The sequence below is a fragment of the Mesorhizobium sp. M7A.F.Ce.TU.012.03.2.1 genome (assembly GCF_004006095.1).
In the GTDB taxonomy this organism is placed as follows: Bacteria; Pseudomonadota; Alphaproteobacteria; order Rhizobiales; family Rhizobiaceae; genus Mesorhizobium.
In genome coordinates, this window is record NZ_CP034779.1 from 2,992,946 (window position 1) to 3,010,122 (window position 17,177).

The following is a 17,177-nucleotide window of genomic DNA, read 5'->3' on the forward strand; positions in this document are numbered from 1 at the left end:
ACGCCATGACAGAACTGCTTTCCGGTATTCGCGTCCTCGACCTGACCAATGTGCTGGCCGGTCCCTACTGCGCCTATCAGCTGGCGCTGCTCGGCGCCGATGTGATCAAGGTCGAGGCGCCGCAAGGCGGCGACCTGGCCCGCCAGCTCGGCGGCTCGCCAAAGCTGAACAGCGCCGGCATGGGCGCATCGTTCCTGGCGCAGAACGCCGGCAAACGGTCGGTGGTGCTCGACCTCAAGCAGCAAGCCGATCGCGAGCGCTTTTTCGATCTGGTGGCCAGCGCCGACGCCCTGGTGGAGAATTTCCGCCCGGGCGTGATGGATCGGCTGGGGCTTGGTTACGAGGCGCTGAAGACGGTCCGTCCAGGCCTCGTCTATTGCGCGATATCGGGTTTCGGCCAGACCGGGCCGATGCGCGACAATCCCGCCTATGACCAGATCATCCAGGGCCTGTCGGGGATCATGAGCATCACCGGAACACCGGAAACGGCGCCGCTGCGGGTCGGCTATCCCGTGGCCGACACGCTTGGCGGACTGGTCGGCGCGTTCGCCATCACCTCGGCGCTGGTGCGGCAGAAGACGAGCGGCGAGGGTGCCTTTCTCGACGTCTCGATGCTCGAATGCACACTTTCCGCGCTTGGCTGGCCGGTTTCCAACTATCTGACCGCAGGCATCGACCCCAAGCCGATGGGCAATGAGAACATGACGGCGGCACCCTCCGGTACGTTTCGCACCGGCGACGGGCTCGTCAACATCGCCGCCAACAAGCAGGAGCAGTTCGTGGCGCTGTGCCGGCTGATCGGCCGGCCGGAACTGGCCTCCGATGTCCGCTTTGCCGAGCGCGAGACGCGCAAGCGCAACCGTGCGGCGCTTAAAGTCGAAATCGAGGACGCCCTGGCGGGCGCCTCGGCGGCTGCCTGGGAAGAGATGCTCAATCGCGCCGGCGTGCCTGCCGGCAGGGTGCTGACGATCCCGCAAGTGCTGGCCGAGCCGCAAGTGATCGAACGCCGGGTGACCGCGAATTTTGATGATGTGGCCGGCATGGACAAGCCGCTGACCGTTCTGCGCGGCGGCTTCATGGTCGATGGCGAGGCGCCGTTGCCGACAAAGCCGCCGCCGGCGCTCGGCGAACATATGGGCGAGGTGTTCGCCGACCTGCCACCCCGCGCCAAGACAAAGGCACGCGCATGAGCGACACGGAGAAGACGGGCCGTGAGCGCGGCGAGGAATGGTGGCAGACCGACATCATCGAGATGCGGCCTGGTGTCATCCGGCTGCGCGGCTACGAGATCCAGGATCTGATCGGCCGCGTCAGCTTCCCGGCTGTCATCTGGCTGATGCTGCGCGGCGAACTGCCCGGCGAGGACCAGGCAGAGTTGCTCGGCATTGCCTTGGGAGCCGCCGTCGACCACGGACCGCAGGCGCCATCGATCGCCATCGCGCGCATGGCCGCAACCTGCGGCGTTGGTATCAACAGCGCCATGGCCTCGGCCATCAACGTTCTCGGCGACGTGCACGGTGGCGCCGGCGAGCAGGCGCTTTCCTTCTATGGTGACATTGCCGTGGCAATCGATGCCGGGATGACGCTGAATGAAGCGGTCTCGACACGGCTCGACCGGTTCTTCGCCGAGGAGAAGGGCTATGTGCCGGGGCTCGGACATCGCTTCCATCCCGTCGACCCGCGCGCGCCGCGCTTGCTGGAACTGACCCGCGAATTTGCCGCACGCGGTGCCGTCAACGGACGTTTCGCCGATATTGCAGAAGCGATCGAGGCGGACGTCGCGCGACGCAAGAGGAAAAAAATACCGCTCAACATCGATGGCGCTACCGCCGTCATCTATGGCGAACTCGGTTTTCCGCCAGCGCTGACGCGAGGGCTTTTCGTGCTGTCGCGCTCGGTCGGCATCCTTGCGCATGCCTGGGAGCAGTCGCAGCAGGCCGAGCGAAACAAAGGGCCGCTGCCGCGCGAATGGCTGTGGACCTATACCGGCACGCCGGTGCGGCCGTTTCCCGAAAGCGATGAGCCCGGCGAGTGAGGCTTTACGCCTGGTCCACCTGCAAAGGCTGAGGAAGCTTCAGCGTCTTCACCAACGTTGAAAGATCAGGCTCGTCGATGAGCATGGCTGCGTCGGCTGGCGCCAGCCAGGCCCGCTGGCGTCGTTTGGCTTCCTGCCAGTCGGCCAGTTCCTCGCTCACCTCGAGCAGATAGACGATGACGTCGACGCGGACAAAGCGATTGGCCAGCCGCTTCCAGTAGGAATAGGTGCCCGCCGGCTGCTTCAGCGTCTTGCCGAGCACGCCGGCTTCCTCCTGTGCCTCGATGGTGGCCGCCTTGCGTCCGCTCTTGCCCTTCATCGGCCAGCCCTTGGGGACGATGAAGCGCCTGGTGGTACGCGACGTGACCAGCATGACCTCGATGTCGCCGCGCGCGGTCAGCCGAAAGGGAATAGCCGCCACCTGGCGGATCCTCTCGCCCTTTTTTGCCTTGCGTACGGCCTTTTTCTTGGTGGCTGCCATTCGTCAATCCAGTCGATGCAATGCCGCATAGCGCGACAAGGCATCGTTGCAAAACCAAAACTTCGCATGTGCCGAAAGACACTCGAAATACTTAAGTCGGCTAAATAAACGAAAAAGGCCTTGATGTCAGCGGCAATTGCTCACGGCGGTGGTGCCGATTATCTGGGTCTGGCAGCTTGGCTTGAGCTGCTGCACGACCGGGGGCGGCTGCTGAACGATCTGGCGGTCCTGGGCGCGGTACTGCTGCTGTTGCTGCTGATATTGCTGCCGTTGTATCCTGTTTTGCAGGATTTGCAGGTCGTTCTGCCGGATCAGCGCATTGTTGCCGGTAGCGGAATTGAGCGCCTGCGCGGAAGCCGGCAGGCAAACGCCCGCCAGCACTGCCGTGGCCAGCATTGCCACTGTGAAGATCGTTGATGGCCGAAGTGCCGACATTCGCTCATTCCCGCGAAAAAACTCTGCCCACTGATATAGGATGTTTGCGCGGCGATGCCATGGCCAGCGGGTCGAGCATCACGAAATCGGGCAGTCCGATCGCTTTGTTCTGCGATTCCCGCTGCGAACCGCAGATAGTCGTCATATGACGACTATGAAACGTCGGTGGCTTTGGCCAGTGTCCGCACGTAAATTTTCGGTTTCATCCGGCATAAGTTAATGCATTCTAATTGAGTCAGAGCTCCGCAAGTGGGAATGCGGATGCTCTGTTTTAATGCATTGAACCTTATTGCGCAGTGCCGGCATCCTTATTGCAATTGCATGAGCATAGCGGTGGCGTCGCCTTAAGCAGGCATTGAGGCGCGCCCCCGTAAAACGGGGGGTAAGTGCATGGCTTTGTTTTCAAAGCGTGGTGGCTTTGCCATCAAACGCGCATTCGCGGTTCCGGGTTCCGGTATCGACGCTGCCAATGCCCATGTGGCAGAGGTATCCCAGCAAGCAGGGCTTGCCCGCCAAGCGCTGCCCGGCAGTTCGCCTTGTTCGCTTCGTGCGGCGCAAGCGTGGACTTTGTTCAAACTTGGACCGGTGGCACGTGCGCAAGAAGCGTCTGGCTCGGGTCGCCGTCGCCGGCCAGGTGTGATTGCCGGACGGTTGATGGTCCTTCTCGGCGCCACCGCGCTGGTGGGTTTTCCGCCGATACCGGCGGCGCATGCTCAGTTCGTCATAGACGAGAACGGCCCGGATGCTCCGGACAGGGGACCTGGTGGCTTTGACGCAGATGGCGATAATGGCGATCCCGGCGGATCGATTACAAATGCGACTCCTGGAGCCGTAAACAACACCCCGCAGATAAACGTCAACGCATCTGGATTTGTCGGCACTGCCAATGGCGGCGATGGCGGCGACGGCGGCGAAGGCCTGGCTGGAACGCCCATTGAAACCAATGGTGGTGAGGGCGGCAATGGCGGCGTGGGTGGATCCGTCGACATTCTCAACAACGCTGTGATTTCGACCATCGGCACGGGACATCATGGCTTCGAAGCTTCTGCGGTCGGTGGCAATGGCGGCAGTGGCGGCGGCGCCCTTCCGGCGATCGCGAACCTCGGCGGCGACGCCGGAAGCGGCAACACCGGCGGCAGCGCCAACGCCGTTGCGTCTGGCACCAGCGACATCACGACGACGGGCGACTTCTCCTACGGCATCTTTTCCAACGCCAGCGGCGGCAATGGCGGCCAGGGCGGTGACAACATCGTCAGTCTCGGCGTCGATGCTGGTGACGGCGGTGATGGCGCTTCCGGCGGCACCGCATCGGCAAGCAACGCCGGCAAGGTGGAAACATCGGGATTGGCCTCTTATGGCATGCTGGTGCGGTCGGCAGGTGGTGTGGGTGGCAATGGCGCCGATGGCGTCGGGGTCGTCAGCGGCGGCGGCAATGGCGGCGGCGCCACTTTGGGCGGAAATGCCACGGGCAGCAATTCGGGCGGCATCATAACGCATGGTGATTTCGCCAGCGGCATGGCCGTCCAGTCGGTCGGCGGCGGCGGTGGTGGCGGCGGCGACGCCTTCGGCCTGTTCGGCGGCGGTGGCACCGGCGGCGCAGGCAATGATGGCGCCAATGCAACCGGTACCAACACCGGCAACATCACCACCGATGGTCGGGGTGCTATTGGCATGCTGGTCGAATCGGTCGGCGGCGGCGGTGGTGACGGTGGCGGGGCAGCCGGCATCGTGTCGATCGGCGGCACAGCCGGCGGCGGCGGCAAAGGCGGGACTGTCATCGCCAATGTCGGCGGCACGATAACAACTGGCGCTGACGGCAGCGGCGATGGCGCGCATGGCGTTCTGGCACAGTCGGTCGGTGGTGGGGGCGGCAATGGCGGCTTTGCCCTGTCGGTCGCCCCGGCAGTCGCTGTCGCGATCGGCGGCGGCGGCGGAACCGGCGGCAATGCCGGAGCCGTCAACGTCAACCAGGCCGCGACCGGTCCGACGGTCGACACCAACGGTCGTTCGGCCATCGGCATCCTCGCACAGTCTGTGGGTGGTGGCGGCGGCAATGGCGGTGGCGCCTTTGCGCTTGGCGGCATCGTGTCTGTTTCGGTGGGCGGCAGCGGCAGCGCGGCCGGCAACGGAGACGAGGTCACCTACAACATCGCAAACGCCAAGGTCACGACGCGCGGCACCGATTCCATCGGCATCCTCGCCCAGTCGGTGGGCGGCGGCGGCGGCAATGGCGGCTTCGCTCTCGGTGGCGCGGGTCTCGTGGCTGTCGGCGTCGGCGGCTCGGCTGGTTCAGGCGGCTTCGCCAGGAAAGTCGACGTCACCACCGGCGGCTCGGTCGAAACCCTGCAGGACCGGTCGGCAGGCATCGTCGTCCAATCGCTTGGCGGCGGCGGCGGCAATGGCGGCTTTGTCGTAGAAGGCGCCCTCTTCGGAGCGAGCGTTGGAATCGGCGGCAAGGGCAGCGGCGGCGGCGATGGCGGCGACGTGTTCTTCCGCACCGCCAATGGCGGCCAGCAATCGATCATCACGCGCGGCACCGACTCGATCGGCCTCGTCGTACAGTCGGTCGGCGGCGGTGGCGGCAATGGCGGCTTCGTCGGCACGTTTGGCGCGATCGCCAATCTGGGCATCGGTGGTGGCGGCGGCGCGGCAGGCGCGGGCAAGGCAGTCAATGCGACCTATAATGGTTCGGTCGAAACCTTCAAGGAAAGGTCGGCCGGTATCATCGTGCAATCGATCGGTGGCGGCGGCGGCAATGGCGGCGGCGTCATCGGTGTCGGCCTTGGCCTGACCGTCGGCATCGGCGGCAGTGGCGCGGGCGGCGGCGCCGCGGGCAAGGTCGTCTACAACTCCACCACCACGAATATCACAACCCACGGCGCCGACTCCGCTGGCCTGATCATTCAATCGATCGGCGGCGGCGGCGGCAATGGCGGCTTTTCGTTCAATGGCGCTATCGCTGCGACCATCGGCATCGGCGGCAAAGGCGGAGGGGCCGGCGAGGCCGAGACGGTCAGGGCCACAATTGGCGGCGGCTTGATCCATACGATCGGCGATCGCTCGACGGGCATTATCGCGCAATCCATCGGCGGTGGCGGCGGCACGGGCGGCGGTTCCGCAGGACTGAACCTGGGCCTCGGCATCGGGATCGGTGGTAAGGGCGCCGGCGGTGGCAGCGGCAAGACCGTTGATGTCATCAACGGCGCCGTCGTCCAGACCGAAGGTATTCAGTCGCACGGCATCATGGCGCAGTCGGTCGGCGGCGGCGGCGGCTCCGGCGGCTTTGCGGTGACGGTTGGCGGACCTTCCTTCTCGCTGGGCGGCAATGGCAGTTCCGGTGGTGGCAGCCAGAAAGTCTATGTCGAAAATACGGCTCGGATCACCACTGACAGGGACCTCTCGATCGGCATCTTCGCGCAGTCGGTCGGTGGTTCAGGTGGTGATGGAGGCTTGGCGGGCGCCGGTGGTGCCTTTGCGGCCGTCGCTGTCGGTGGCCAGGGCGGCGCTGGCGGGGCAGGTGGCCAGGTCGAGGTCAAAAACACCGCAAACATAACCACCAAAGGCGCGCTCGCGCACGGCATCCTGGCGCAATCGGTCGGCGGCGGCGGCGGCAATGGCGGCAGCGCCGGTGCGGTCGCGGTTGGTATATTCGGTGCGGCTGGCGTCGCGATCGGCGGCGGCGGCGGCGATGCGAACCTGAGCGATCAGGTTACCGTCACCCACAAGGGCGACATCCACGTCGGCGGCGCGGGCGCGAAGGCCATCCTGGCGCAATCGGTCGGCGGTAGCGGCGGCAATGGCGGCAATGCCTATTCCGGAGCCTTCAGCGCCGGTTTCTACGCATCGGCAGCGGTCGGCGTTTCGGTTGGCGGCGAGGGCGGCGATGGCGGCCCTGGCGGCAAGGTTACGGTCAGGGCGGACGGCAACATCATCGCCGACACCGACGCGGTCGGCTCGGGCGGCATCGTGGCACAGTCGATTGGCGGCGGCGGCGGCAATGGTGGCCGTGCGGCCACGATGGCCGGCTCGGTCAGCAACGGCGTCAATGTCAGCCTCGGCGTTACTGTCGGCGGCTGGGGCGGCGACGGTGGCAGGAGCGACCTGGTGATCGTCGATACCGGCCTCAGCGGCGGCGGCAGCATCGTCACCAAGGGTTACCAGGCTGGCGGCATTCTTGCCCAGTCGGTTGCCGGCAGCGGCGGCAATGGCGGCGATTCCTGGGCGGCGGCTGGCGGTTACGGCGTCAATGTCAGCGTTAACGCGACCGTCAGCATCGGCGGTGGCGGCGGCGACGGCAATGTCAGCGACGATGTGCTCGTCCACAATGCCATGACGGTGCAGACGGATGGCGACATGAGCGCGGCGATCCTTGCGCAGTCGATCGGCGGCGGCGGCGGCAATGGCGGCTCGACCAACGGTGCGACCGCCGATCTGGGCGGCGGCCAAGGCGTCAACGTTGCGGCCAACGTGACCGTCGGAGGCGGGGGCGGCACCGGCAATATCTCCGGCGCGGTCGACGTGATCAACACCGGCAATTTGACGACCAAGGGCGATTTCTCCTCAGGCATCGTCGCGCAATCGCTGGGCGGCGGCGGCGGCATGGGCGGATCGAGCAACGCCAAGGCGTTCCACCTTGGCGGCACCAGCGAGACGAGTGTCACCGTCAATGTCGGCATTGGCGGTTCGGGCGGCTCCGGCAACGATGCGGCGTTGTTCCGCCTGGATGACGGCAACAACGTCATCGGCGCCGGCGTGCATGTCGACAATTCCGGGGTAATCCGGACCCAGGGCTTCAATTCCATCGGTATCCTGGCGATGTCGGTCGGCGGCGGCGGCGGCGGCGGCGGCGCGGCTTCGACCGACGAGGAGATCGTTGGCGGAGGCAGCGAAGGCGAGACGTCCGTCGGCATCGGCGCGGCGATCGGCCTCGCCGCGGGTGGTGCCGGCAATGGCGGCACGGTCTCTGTTACCAACCGGAGCCTGATCGTGACCGACGGCGCCGATTCGTATGGTATCAGCGCCAACTCGATCGGCGGCGGTGGTGGTGTCGGCGGCTCGGCGACATCGGGCGTATTGGGTAAATATGCGATCGGTGGGGCGCTTGGCGGGGCAGGCGGCGGCGGTGGCAGCGCTTTCCAAGTCGACGTCTTCAATCTCGCCACGGCCGGCATCTGGACCCAGCAGGAGCGTTCCATCGGCATCTTCGCACAGTCGGTGGGTGGCGGCGGTGGCGCCGGTGGCGCCGGCGAAAGCACCGGTCACACCGATGAATCGGAAGTCAGTGTCAACCTGTCACTGGGCGGGTCCGGCAACGTTGGCGGTAACGGTGGCAAGGTCAATGTCGAAAACAGCGGCTGGATCCTGACCGAGAAGGCCTATTCGCACGGCATACTGGCGCAGTCGATCGGCGGCAGCGGCGGCGTCGGCGGCGCTTCGGGCACCTCGGCCAAGGACTCCAATGTGGCCATAACCTTGAGCCTCGGCGGCGCCGGCGGCACCGGCGGCAAGAGTGGCGAAACCGTTCATGTGACTAATTTCGGGTCGGGCGAGATCCTGACCAAGGGCGATAATTCGCACGGCATCTTCGCGCAATCGGTGGGCGGTGGCGGTGGCGCGGCGGGCGCCGGCTCGACCGAGACAGGCAGCGCGGAAACGTCGGTGACGCCGGCGCCGCCGAGGCTCAAGGTTATGGCCACATTGGAGTCCTTGGCCGAGGTGCCCGAAGCGCCGCCGACGCCGCCGCCGCCGACCGACATCGCCAGGATACCGATNGCGCCGGCTCGACCGAGACAGGCAGCGCGGAAACGTCGGTGACGCTGGCGATCGGCGGGCTGGGCGGTGGGGGCAGCAGCGGTGGCGACGTAATCGTCGACAATCATGGCAAGATCACCACGCTCGGCTATCTTTCGCACGGCATTTTCGCGCAATCGGTAGGCGGTGGCGGCGGTGCTTCGGGTGCCGCAGCCAACGCTTCGGAGGCCGACATGACGATCGGCGGCGCGATTTCTCTGCCGAGCGGCGACGGCTCCAATGGCGGCCATGTCACGGTCAACAATGACGGCATCATCGAAACCTGGAAGGATGGGGCGCTCGGCATTTTCGCCCAGTCCGTTGGCGGCGGCGGCGGTTATGGCGGCGTGGTATCGGCCGACACGGCGGGAGACGAGTCGGTTGCGCTGCAGCTTGGCGGCTTCGGCGGCAATGGCGGCAATGGCGGCAAGGTCGATGTCACGGTTTCCGGCACCATCATCACCCATGGCGAGCGCGCGCATGGCGTGGTCGCGCAATCGGTCGGCGGCGGTGGCGGCTATGGCGGCGACGCCAAGGGCAAGAGCTCGAATGCATTGGCCATTGGCGGTCTCGGCGGCAATGGCGGCGATGGCGGCGATGTTACCGTCATCCGCACCGGCACGATCACGACGACGGGCAAGGATTCCATCGCCATCATCGCGCAGTCGGTCGGTGGCGGCGGCGGCATCGGTGGTGCCGGTTTCGGCCGCTTTGGCGCCGACGACGACGGCGGCGGGCCAAACGCCATCGGCTTCAACACGCCTGGTGGCACCAAGGGCACCGGCGGCAAGGTGACCATCATCCAGTCCGGCGCCATTGAGACCGATGGCGACCGTGGCCACGGCGTCGTTGCCCAGGCGGTGGGCGGTGGCGGTGGCGCCGGCGGCATGGATTCGCTGGCCATGGGCCAGTCGGCGGCCGGCTCGCAAGGTGGTATCGGCGACGCTGCGGCGTCGGCCGCTAGCACGGACAGCCAGGTCTGGGTCAAGGGCGCAAGTTCGTATGCGATGTTCGGCCAGAGCGCGACAGGCGACGGCAATGCCCATGCGGTCGATCTGACGGCGGGTGACAGCCTGTTCGCGCAAGGTGCGGATTCCGTGGCTGTCTATGGCGAGAGCACGGCCAAGGGCGCCAAGGGCAACATCACCATCAACCTGAATGGCCAGTACACGATCGGCGGTGCCGGAACCGGCGTGGCGGCGATGCTTGTCGGGGGCGCAGACAACACGCTGAACAACCACAGCCTGCTCTATGCGATGGGGGCAACGCCGAGTTTCACCATCCAGGCGTCGCAATTTCAGGCATTCCAAGCCTTCCTGTTGGCGCCCGGTCCCGTCGTGCCGACGAATGCGATCCTGGAATCGCTTCTGGACGATTTCAGCCCACTGGCTATCACCGGCACATCGGGCGATGACCATGTGGAGAATTCGAAGAGCGCCGACACGCTCGGACGGGTGATCGGCAACATGGACCTCGGCGGCGGCACGAACAGCTTCCACAATATCGCCGACGCCTCGATGGTCGGCCTCAAGACCATCGATCTCGGCGGCGGCAAGTTCACCAATGACGGGCTGTTTACCAATCAGGGCATCGGCGTCGTGGCCAAAGTGGATGTCACGGGCGGCTTCACGCAGATATTCTCGGGCGACTTCGTCACCGACGTCGATCTCAACAACCAGATCACGGATGCCCTGGCACTAACGGTGGCCGGAGACTTCGATGGTGAGGCGCCGTTGAATTTCCTGTCGATCGACAAATTGTTCGCCGAATATGTGCTGGCCACCGGATCGGCGATGACCGATTCCGGCATCACGCCGACGACGCTGCATCCGGCGGTCGGCTTCAATTTCCTGACCAAGGTGGTCGGCGGAACGGATCTGGTTCTCTATGCCGACAATCCGACTTTCCTGGAGTTGGCACAGGATCCTAACTCCGGCACGACCGATCCCGGCGTCTTCCAGATGGCGCAGTATCTCGATGATGTCGAGGCTTCTTCGAGCCCAGACAATCCGATGGCGCTGTTGATCAACATGCTGCGCTTCCTGCCCGATGAAATGGAGCTCGGCTCGGCCCTGACGCGGCTGACGCCGCACTACGCCGTGCACACATTCGAGATGATCAACCGCTCCACGGACATCATGCTGGAGGCGGCGCGCGAATGCACCGGCGTTCCCGCCTACAAGGATCCCGACGGACGCTGTGTCTGGGCGTCGATCAGTCCGCAAGCCGAGTACAGCCGCGACGCTGGGGCCGGCACCACCAGCCGAGACGACGTCATGAAGACGATGTCGCTTGGCGGCATTGGCGAGGTCAGCCAGCACTGGTCGCTCGGCGCAACGATAGGCCGGACCGAATTCGACTCGAAGATCGATTTCAACGGCGAATTGCTGTCGGCCACGACAGGCGAATCCTGGCAGGCGTATGCGCTGGCGAAATATGCCGACAAGAACTACTTCATCGACTTCGCAGTCGGCGGCGGCACCGGCTCCTTCAAGGGCGAGCGCGATACGCATCTCGATCAGGTGGCCTTCATTCCGGGCGAAACGCTGATCGGCGATTATCTGCCGGAGGCATTGCTGCCTGGCATCGGCAACAGTGTCACCTACACGCAGAAAACCACCCAGTTCGGCGGTTCGGCGCGGCTCGGCATAACGCAGGAGATGGGTGTTTTCTACCTGCAGCCGACCCTGCAGTTCGACGCGCGCTGGCTGCGTGTTTCCGGCAAGGAAGTGGGCTCGGTTGCCGCCTTCAACTTCGACGGCAGCGCCAACATGTATTATTCGGCGACGCCGGCTTTCGAGATCGGTACCGACATTGCACTCAGCGACATTGCCAGCCTTCGCGTCTACGGCAAGGCTGGCGTGGAGTTTTCCGACAAGGAGTGGGAAATCGAAGGTCGCTTCGCGGCGGCGGAGAATCTGCCTGGCAACCCCGCATTGCACTTGACGGAGGCCGTCGATTCGCCGCTCTATCGGGTCGGCGCCGGCCTTGAGCTGAACGGCGTCAATGGCGTCGGCATGTCCGTCAGATATAATGGCGCCTTCGGCGAAACGGTTAAACAGAACGCGATCAGCGCGTCTCTCAAGGTCAGTTTCTAGCTGGCCCGAGGCGGAGCCGGGCGGGAGGGATCTTGATGAGGAAGTACGCGTACTTCGTGGCGATGCTGGGTGTTGCCTGCACCGTCGGCGTGGCGGCCGTGGCGGCGCAAACCAAGAGCGACAAGGCGGTCACGGCACCCGCTGCCGCGGATGCGCCGCAGTTGCCCGGCGGCGCGTCGGCACTGTCTGAAACCCACGGCGACTGGACGGTCAATTGCCAGATATCGGGCACGGCCAAGACCTGCAGCCTGTCGCATCAGCAATTCAACAAGCAAAGCAATCAGCGGCTGCTGGCGATCGAGCTGTCGAGCAAGACCGGCGAGGATGCCATGGGCACGCTTGCGTTGCCGTTCGGCCTGGCGCTGGCCAAGGGGGTCAGCCTGACCATCGACGATCAGAAGCTGGACGGCAGCCTGGCGTTCAACACCTGCCAGGTCGTCGGCTGTCTGGTGCCGGTGGTGTTCGATGCGACTGTCACGCCGCTGCTGAAATCAGGCACCACACTGAAGATCGACGCTTTCGCGGCAGATACCGGACAAGCGGTGAACTTTTCCATTCCGCTCAACGGCTTCGCCGGCGCGCTTGCCCGGACCGCGCAGCTTTTGACCAATTGAGGTAGAGCCGCAGGACTTAAAGCGCTGCCTGAATGTCGTCTCGCGGCAGGGCAGTGCGTCACTGCCTCAGAACGTCTCTGCGTCGGTTCAAACGATGATGGTTTTAAGCCTTTCGGCGATCAAGGCGGCGAGCCGCGCCGCCACATCGTCCTTGCTCATCTCCGGCCATTCCTCGACGCCAGCCTTTGACACGATCCGCACCCGGTTGCGATCGCCGCCCATCACGCCCGAAGAACCGACGCCGCTTCCCTGCGACACGTCGTTGGCGACGATGAGATCGGCGCCTTTTTTCTTGAGTTTGGCCTCGGCGTTGCGCAGGAGATCCTGCGTCTCGGCGGCGAAGCCGATAACCAGGCCGGGTCGCTGGCTGTGATGGCCGACGCCGGCGAGAATGTCGGGATTTTCGACCATGCGCAGCACCGGCGGCCCTTCGCCGGCGACCTTTTTGATCTTCTCACCGGCTGAATTCTCGGTTCGCCAGTCGGCAACGGCGGCGACGAACACCGCCGCGTCGGCAGGCAGGAGCTGTTCCACCGCGTCGCGCATCTCCTGCGCACGTTCGACATGGATGGTCTTCACGCCAGCCGGATCGGCAATATCGACTGGGCCGGAAACGAGGCGCACATCGGCGCCGAGCCTGGCCAGTGCTGCCGCTATGGCATGGCCCTGCTTGCCGGACGAACGGTTGGCGATGTAGCGCACCGGGTCGATGGGCTCATGCGTGGGGCCGGAGGTGACGATGATCCTGCGCCCCGACAGCGGCTTCGGGCCGACGTCGAGCAGTGCCTCGATCGCGGCGACGATCTCCAGCGGCTCGGCCATGCGGCCTTCGCCCGCTTCATTGCTTTCGGCCATCTCGCCCCTGGCCGGACCGACGAAGGTGACGCGGTCTTTCTGCAGCGTCGCGCGGTTGCGGCGGGTGGCCGGATGCGCCCACATTCTGGGGTTCATGGCCGGCGCCATCAGCACCGGCTTGTCGGTGGCGATGAGCACCGTGGAGGCCAGATCGTTGGCGTGGCCATTGGCGAGCTTGGCCATCAGGTCGGCGGTGGCGGGCGCCACCACCAGCAGGTCGGCCTCGCGCGACAGCCTGATGTGGCCGACATCGTGCTCGTCCTGGCGGTCGAACAGTTCGGTAAAGACATGGTCGGCGGAGAGCGCGCCGGCCGACAGCGTGGTGATGAATTCCTGCGCGGCCGATGTCATGACCACCCGAACCGCGGCCCCGCGCTCGCGCAGCCGGCGGATCAGATCGAGCGCCTTGTAGGCGGCTATGCCACCGCCGATGATGAGCAGGATGCGCTTGCCGGAGAGGCTCATGCCTGAGGCCAGTTCTTGTCCAGTGTCATGCCGGCTTCAGCGCCGGTTCGATATCGGTATGGATGAAATCATTGCCCTTGAAAAGCAGCGGCAGGTTTCGCGTCTTGGCCAGGGCATAGGCGAAGCAGTCGCCCATGTTGAGTTTGGCCGGATGGCCACTGCCACGGCCATAGAGTGTATAGGCTTCAATTCCGGCCTGCGCATGTTCGGCAGATAGAGCGACGATGGTGACTTTCAGTCTCGCCAAAAGGCCCGTCAACTCCGCTGAGCCGGCCGAACCATAACGTCCGACAATAACCGTGCCACACTCCATCAGAGTTGCAGCGCTCATCAATATCCGTTGATTTCCGGCTAGGCGCTGGGCGATCGCCGGTGCATCGGATTCCTGTTTCAGGATGGCGACGATTGCTGAGGTGTCGACCACCATGGTCACTCGTCCTCGACAAAGGACCAAAGGTCATCGGTGAGTTTCTTCTGATCGAAATCCACTTTTTGCAATCGTCTACCGAACTCGAGGATTTCCTCTGCAGTCACAATATCGTCGTTACGTTCGTTGGCTCTCGACACATCCTTCAGCAACAGGGTTCTCGCTTCCTGCTCCATCGAGATTCCATGTCTCGCGGCCCGCTCACGTAGTTTTTGCTTTAGGTCGTCGTCGAGATTGCGGATGGTCAGAGTGCCCATGACTATTCTTGCACCCCTGCCGTCGGCCAAAATCTGGTTTCGCCCTCGGCTGCTATTCCCGAGCGGTCGAAACCTTTCGTAGTCGGAAGCCCGACGGATGCGGCAAGCACATCCCGCGCCTCCTGCTCCATGGAAACGCCGCGCGCCGCGCCGCGTTCGCGCAGTCGCTGCATGACATGGTCTTCCAGATTGCGAACCGTGATCCTAGCCATATACGTAATATAGCCATCTCGGATTCCGACTGCAATGACAGCGCTGCTGTCATTGCCTGCACTCAGATGATCTTCCAGGCGATATAGACCAGCGTCAGCGCAATTACCCAGAGTGCCCAGCGGCCGGAGCGGCTGTAGCGCGCCTCGGCCTTGCCGATGGCGTCGGCGGTGGTCTCGTCGAAGCGCAGGCCGTGCTCGGCCATCAGGTCGATCTCGCGCGACAGCCGGTCGGTGCGCGCCGCAAGCTCGGGTATCTGGCGGGCCAGGGTGAGCAGCGCCCGGGCGCCGTCACGCGCATCGATCATCATGCCACGCGGCCCAAGATTACCTGATATCCAGTCGCCGACCACCGGCTCGGCCGTCTTCCACATGTTGAAGGCCGGGTCGAGCGTGCGCGCCACGCCCTCGACCACCACCATGGTCTTCTGCAACAGGATCAATTCGGGCCGCGTCGCCATGTCGAAGAGTTCGGTGACCTCGAACAGCAGCGTCAGAAGCTTGGCCATCGAGATGGTCTCGGCCGGCTGGCCATGGATCGGCTCCCCGATCGCCCGGATCGCCTGCGCGAAGGCTGCGACATTGTGCTGGCGCGGCACATAGCCGGCCTCGAAATGGACCTCGGCGACACGCAGATAGTCGCGCGTGATGAAGCCGTAGAGAATTTCGGCGAGGAAGCGGCGCTCCTTCTTGCCGAGCCTGCCGGCAATGCCGAGATCGACGGCAACGATGGTGCCGTTTGCCTCGACGAACAAATTGCCCGGATGCATGTCGGCATGGAAGAAGCCGTCGCGCAGGGTGTGGCGCAGGAACGACTGGATGAGATTGGCTGCGATCGCCTTCAGATCGTGGCCGGCGGCCTCCAGGCCGGCAATGTCGTTCATCTTGACGCCGTCGACCCACTCCATGGTCAAGACGTCGCGGCCGGTGCGCTCCCAGTCGACGGACGGCACGCGAAAGCCGGGGTCATCCCTGGTGCTTTCGCCGAGCTCCGAGAGAGCCGCCGCCTCGAGGCGAAGATCCATCTCGATCTTGGTGGTCTGCGCCAGCGTCTGGGTGACCTCGACCGGCCGCAGCCGGCGGGACGAGGGGATGTATTTCTCCTGCAGGCGAGCGGCGAGGAAATAGCTTTCGAGATCCTGGAAGAAGCGGCGGCGCACGCCGGGACGGATCACCTTGACCGCCACCTTGGTGGCGATGCCGTCATGGAGAGCGTCGGCGGCATGGACCTGGGCGATGGAGGCGGCGGCGACCGGGTCGCCGAATTGCGTATAGAGATCGCCGACCTTGCGCCCGAGCGAAGCCTCGACCGCCGCGATGGCCTCGGCCCTGGGGAAGGTGTGCATCTTGTCCTGCAACGTGGCGAGATCGAGCGCCATGTCGTTGCCGACGACGTCGGGCCGTGTCGCCAGGAACTGGCCGAGCTTTACATAAGATGGACCGAGCCGGACGACCGCCTTGGCCAGCCGGTCGCTGCGCTCATAGGCCAGCGCGCGGCGGCGGGTGAACAGCCGCGCCATCCGCCATCCGAACTTCGGCAGGCCGGACAGTTCCTCACCCGGCAGAGCGGCGACGACACCCTCGCGGACCAGCACCCAGCCGGCCCTTACGAGCCGGAATCCTGCACTGACATTGCTCATGGCAGCGCCAATCCTGCCGGCTCTTTGAACCGGCATAGCACGTGTAGATTGTGAGAAATGCGGTCCGGCTTCAAAGCTTCCAGCCCGAATGAAGCGCTGCAATACCGCCGGAGTAGTTGCGGAAGGAAACGCGGTCGAAGCCGGCGCGGGAAATCATCGTCGCGAAATTCTGCTGATTGGGAAACCTGGCGATCGATTCGACCAGATAGGAATAGGGTTCGCCGTCGCCAGTGACCATCTTGCCGATCTTTGGAATGGCGTTGAACGACCAGGCTTCGTAGGCCTTGTCGAGAAGCGGCATCTCGACCTCGGAAAACTCCAGGCACAGGAAGCGCCCGCCGGGCTTCAGCACGCGAAACGCTTCGCCCAAGGCCACTTCGATGCGCGGTACGTTGCGGATGCCGAAAGCGATGGTGTAGGCATCGAATGTGGCATCAGGGAAGGGCAGTTCCTCGGCATTGGCCTCGACGAAATCGGTGTTGCCGGACAGGCCCTTCTTTTCGGCCCGGTCGCGGCCGACGGCCAGCATCGAGCCATTGATGTCGAGCACGGTGGCATGGGCATTGCCGTGGCTGGCATCGACGATGCGGAAGGCGATGTCGCCGGTGCCGCCGGCAACGTCCAGCACGCGCCAGCCGATCCTTTTGGGAGGATTGAGCCAGGTGACCATGGCGTCCTTCCACAGCCGGTGCAGGCCGGCCGACATCAGATCGTTCATCAGGTCATAGCGGTTGGCGACCTTGTGGAAAACATCGTTGACCAGGGACTGCTTGTCGCCAGCCCCTACACGCTTGAAACCATAGGAGGTTTCCATGCCGCCCGCGGCCGTGGTTCTCTCAACTGACATTTTTTTGATCCGTCATAAAACCGG

11 protein-coding genes are annotated in these 17,177 nt (G+C 64.6%); 4 read left to right on the plus strand and 7 right to left on the minus strand.

Annotation, left to right across the window (positions count from 1 at the left end):
• Positions 1-5: 5 nt before the first annotated feature.
• Positions 6-1,190 carry a CoA transferase gene (locus EJ079_RS14480; protein ID WP_127809331.1) on the plus strand — a complete coding sequence of 395 codons (1,185 nt, stop codon included), beginning with the start codon at positions 6-8 and terminating at the stop codon, positions 1,188-1,190.
• On the plus strand, positions 1,187-2,035 hold the full coding sequence (locus tag EJ079_RS14485; RefSeq protein ID WP_127809332.1) for a citryl-CoA lyase: 849 nt from the start codon (positions 1,187-1,189) through the stop codon (positions 2,033-2,035). Before EJ079_RS14480 ends, EJ079_RS14485 begins: the two co-directional genes overlap by 4 nt.
• Before the next feature lie 4 nt (positions 2,036-2,039).
• Here the strand turns inward: EJ079_RS14485 and EJ079_RS14490 are convergent, their stop codons facing one another.
• Positions 2,040-2,516, minus strand: a complete 477-nt coding sequence (locus EJ079_RS14490) for an NUDIX hydrolase (RefSeq protein ID WP_127270867.1) — start codon at positions 2,514-2,516, stop codon at positions 2,040-2,042.
• A gap of 126 nt (positions 2,517-2,642) precedes the next feature.
• Positions 2,643-2,951, minus strand: a complete 309-nt coding sequence (locus EJ079_RS14495) for a hypothetical protein (protein WP_127270866.1) — start codon at positions 2,949-2,951, stop codon at positions 2,643-2,645.
• 5,810 nt (positions 2,952-8,761) lie between these two features.
• On the opposite strand from EJ079_RS14495, the gene EJ079_RS14505 reads away from it, so the two are divergent.
• Positions 8,762-11,839 (plus strand): autotransporter outer membrane beta-barrel domain-containing protein, encoded by a 3,078-nt coding sequence (locus tag EJ079_RS14505; RefSeq protein WP_245481912.1) that lies wholly within the window; start codon positions 8,762-8,764, stop codon positions 11,837-11,839.
• 35 nt (positions 11,840-11,874) lie between these two features.
• Positions 11,875-12,453, plus strand: coding sequence for an invasion associated locus B family protein (locus EJ079_RS14510; protein ID WP_127328335.1), 579 nt, complete (start codon positions 11,875-11,877; stop codon positions 12,451-12,453).
• A gap of 87 nt (positions 12,454-12,540) precedes the next feature.
• Here EJ079_RS14510 and coaBC read toward each other — a convergent pair whose 3' ends face one another.
• From coaBC to ubiE, 5 genes are all read right to left on the minus strand, one after another.
• The gene (gene coaBC, locus EJ079_RS14515) at positions 12,541-13,773 is read right to left on the minus strand and encodes a bifunctional phosphopantothenoylcysteine decarboxylase/phosphopantothenate--cysteine ligase CoaBC (RefSeq protein WP_127809333.1); all 1,233 of its coding nucleotides are present in this window, start codon (positions 13,771-13,773) and stop codon (positions 12,541-12,543) included.
• A gap of 25 nt (positions 13,774-13,798) precedes the next feature.
• On the minus strand, positions 13,799-14,200 hold the full coding sequence (locus tag EJ079_RS14520; protein WP_127809334.1) for a type II toxin-antitoxin system VapC family toxin: 402 nt from the start codon (positions 14,198-14,200) through the stop codon (positions 13,799-13,801).
• 2 nt (positions 14,201-14,202) lie between these two features.
• The gene (locus EJ079_RS14525; protein WP_127809335.1) at positions 14,203-14,457 is read right to left on the minus strand and encodes a hypothetical protein; all 255 of its coding nucleotides are present in this window, start codon (positions 14,455-14,457) and stop codon (positions 14,203-14,205) included.
• A gap of 274 nt (positions 14,458-14,731) precedes the next feature.
• Positions 14,732-16,306, minus strand: a complete 1,575-nt coding sequence (ubiB, locus tag EJ079_RS14535; RefSeq protein WP_127379938.1) for a 2-polyprenylphenol 6-hydroxylase — start codon at positions 16,304-16,306, stop codon at positions 14,732-14,734.
• A 70-nt stretch (positions 16,307-16,376) separates the two neighbouring features.
• A complete protein-coding gene (ubiE, locus tag EJ079_RS14540; protein ID WP_127328341.1) occupies positions 16,377-17,153 on the minus strand; it encodes a bifunctional demethylmenaquinone methyltransferase/2-methoxy-6-polyprenyl-1,4-benzoquinol methylase UbiE in 777 nt (258 codons plus the stop codon).
• Positions 17,154-17,177: the final 24 nt, after the last annotated feature.

Coding starts and splice junctions, on each gene's coding strand:
- ubiB (WP_127379938.1), bottom strand. CDS start 16,306: ATGAGCAATGTCAGTGCAGGATTCCGGCTCGTAAGGGCCGGCTGGGTG.
- EJ079_RS14525 (WP_127809335.1), bottom strand. CDS start 14,457: ATGGGCACTCTGACCATCCGCAATCTCGACGACGACCTAAAGCAAAAA.
- EJ079_RS14480 (WP_127809331.1), top strand. CDS start 6: ATGACAGAACTGCTTTCCGGTATTCGCGTCCTCGACCTGACCAATGTG.
- ubiE (WP_127328341.1), bottom strand. CDS start 17,153: ATGTCAGTTGAGAGAACCACGGCCGCGGGCGGCATGGAAACCTCCTAT.
- EJ079_RS14485 (WP_127809332.1), top strand. CDS start 1,187: ATGAGCGACACGGAGAAGACGGGCCGTGAGCGCGGCGAGGAATGGTGG.
- coaBC (WP_127809333.1), bottom strand. CDS start 13,773: ATGAGCCTCTCCGGCAAGCGCATCCTGCTCATCATCGGCGGTGGCATA.
- EJ079_RS14495 (WP_127270866.1), bottom strand. CDS start 2,951: ATGTCGGCACTTCGGCCATCAACGATCTTCACAGTGGCAATGCTGGCC.
- EJ079_RS14490 (WP_127270867.1), bottom strand. CDS start 2,516: ATGGCAGCCACCAAGAAAAAGGCCGTACGCAAGGCAAAAAAGGGCGAG.
- EJ079_RS14510 (WP_127328335.1), top strand. CDS start 11,875: ATGAGGAAGTACGCGTACTTCGTGGCGATGCTGGGTGTTGCCTGCACC.
- EJ079_RS14520 (WP_127809334.1), bottom strand. CDS start 14,200: ATGGTGGTCGACACCTCAGCAATCGTCGCCATCCTGAAACAGGAATCC.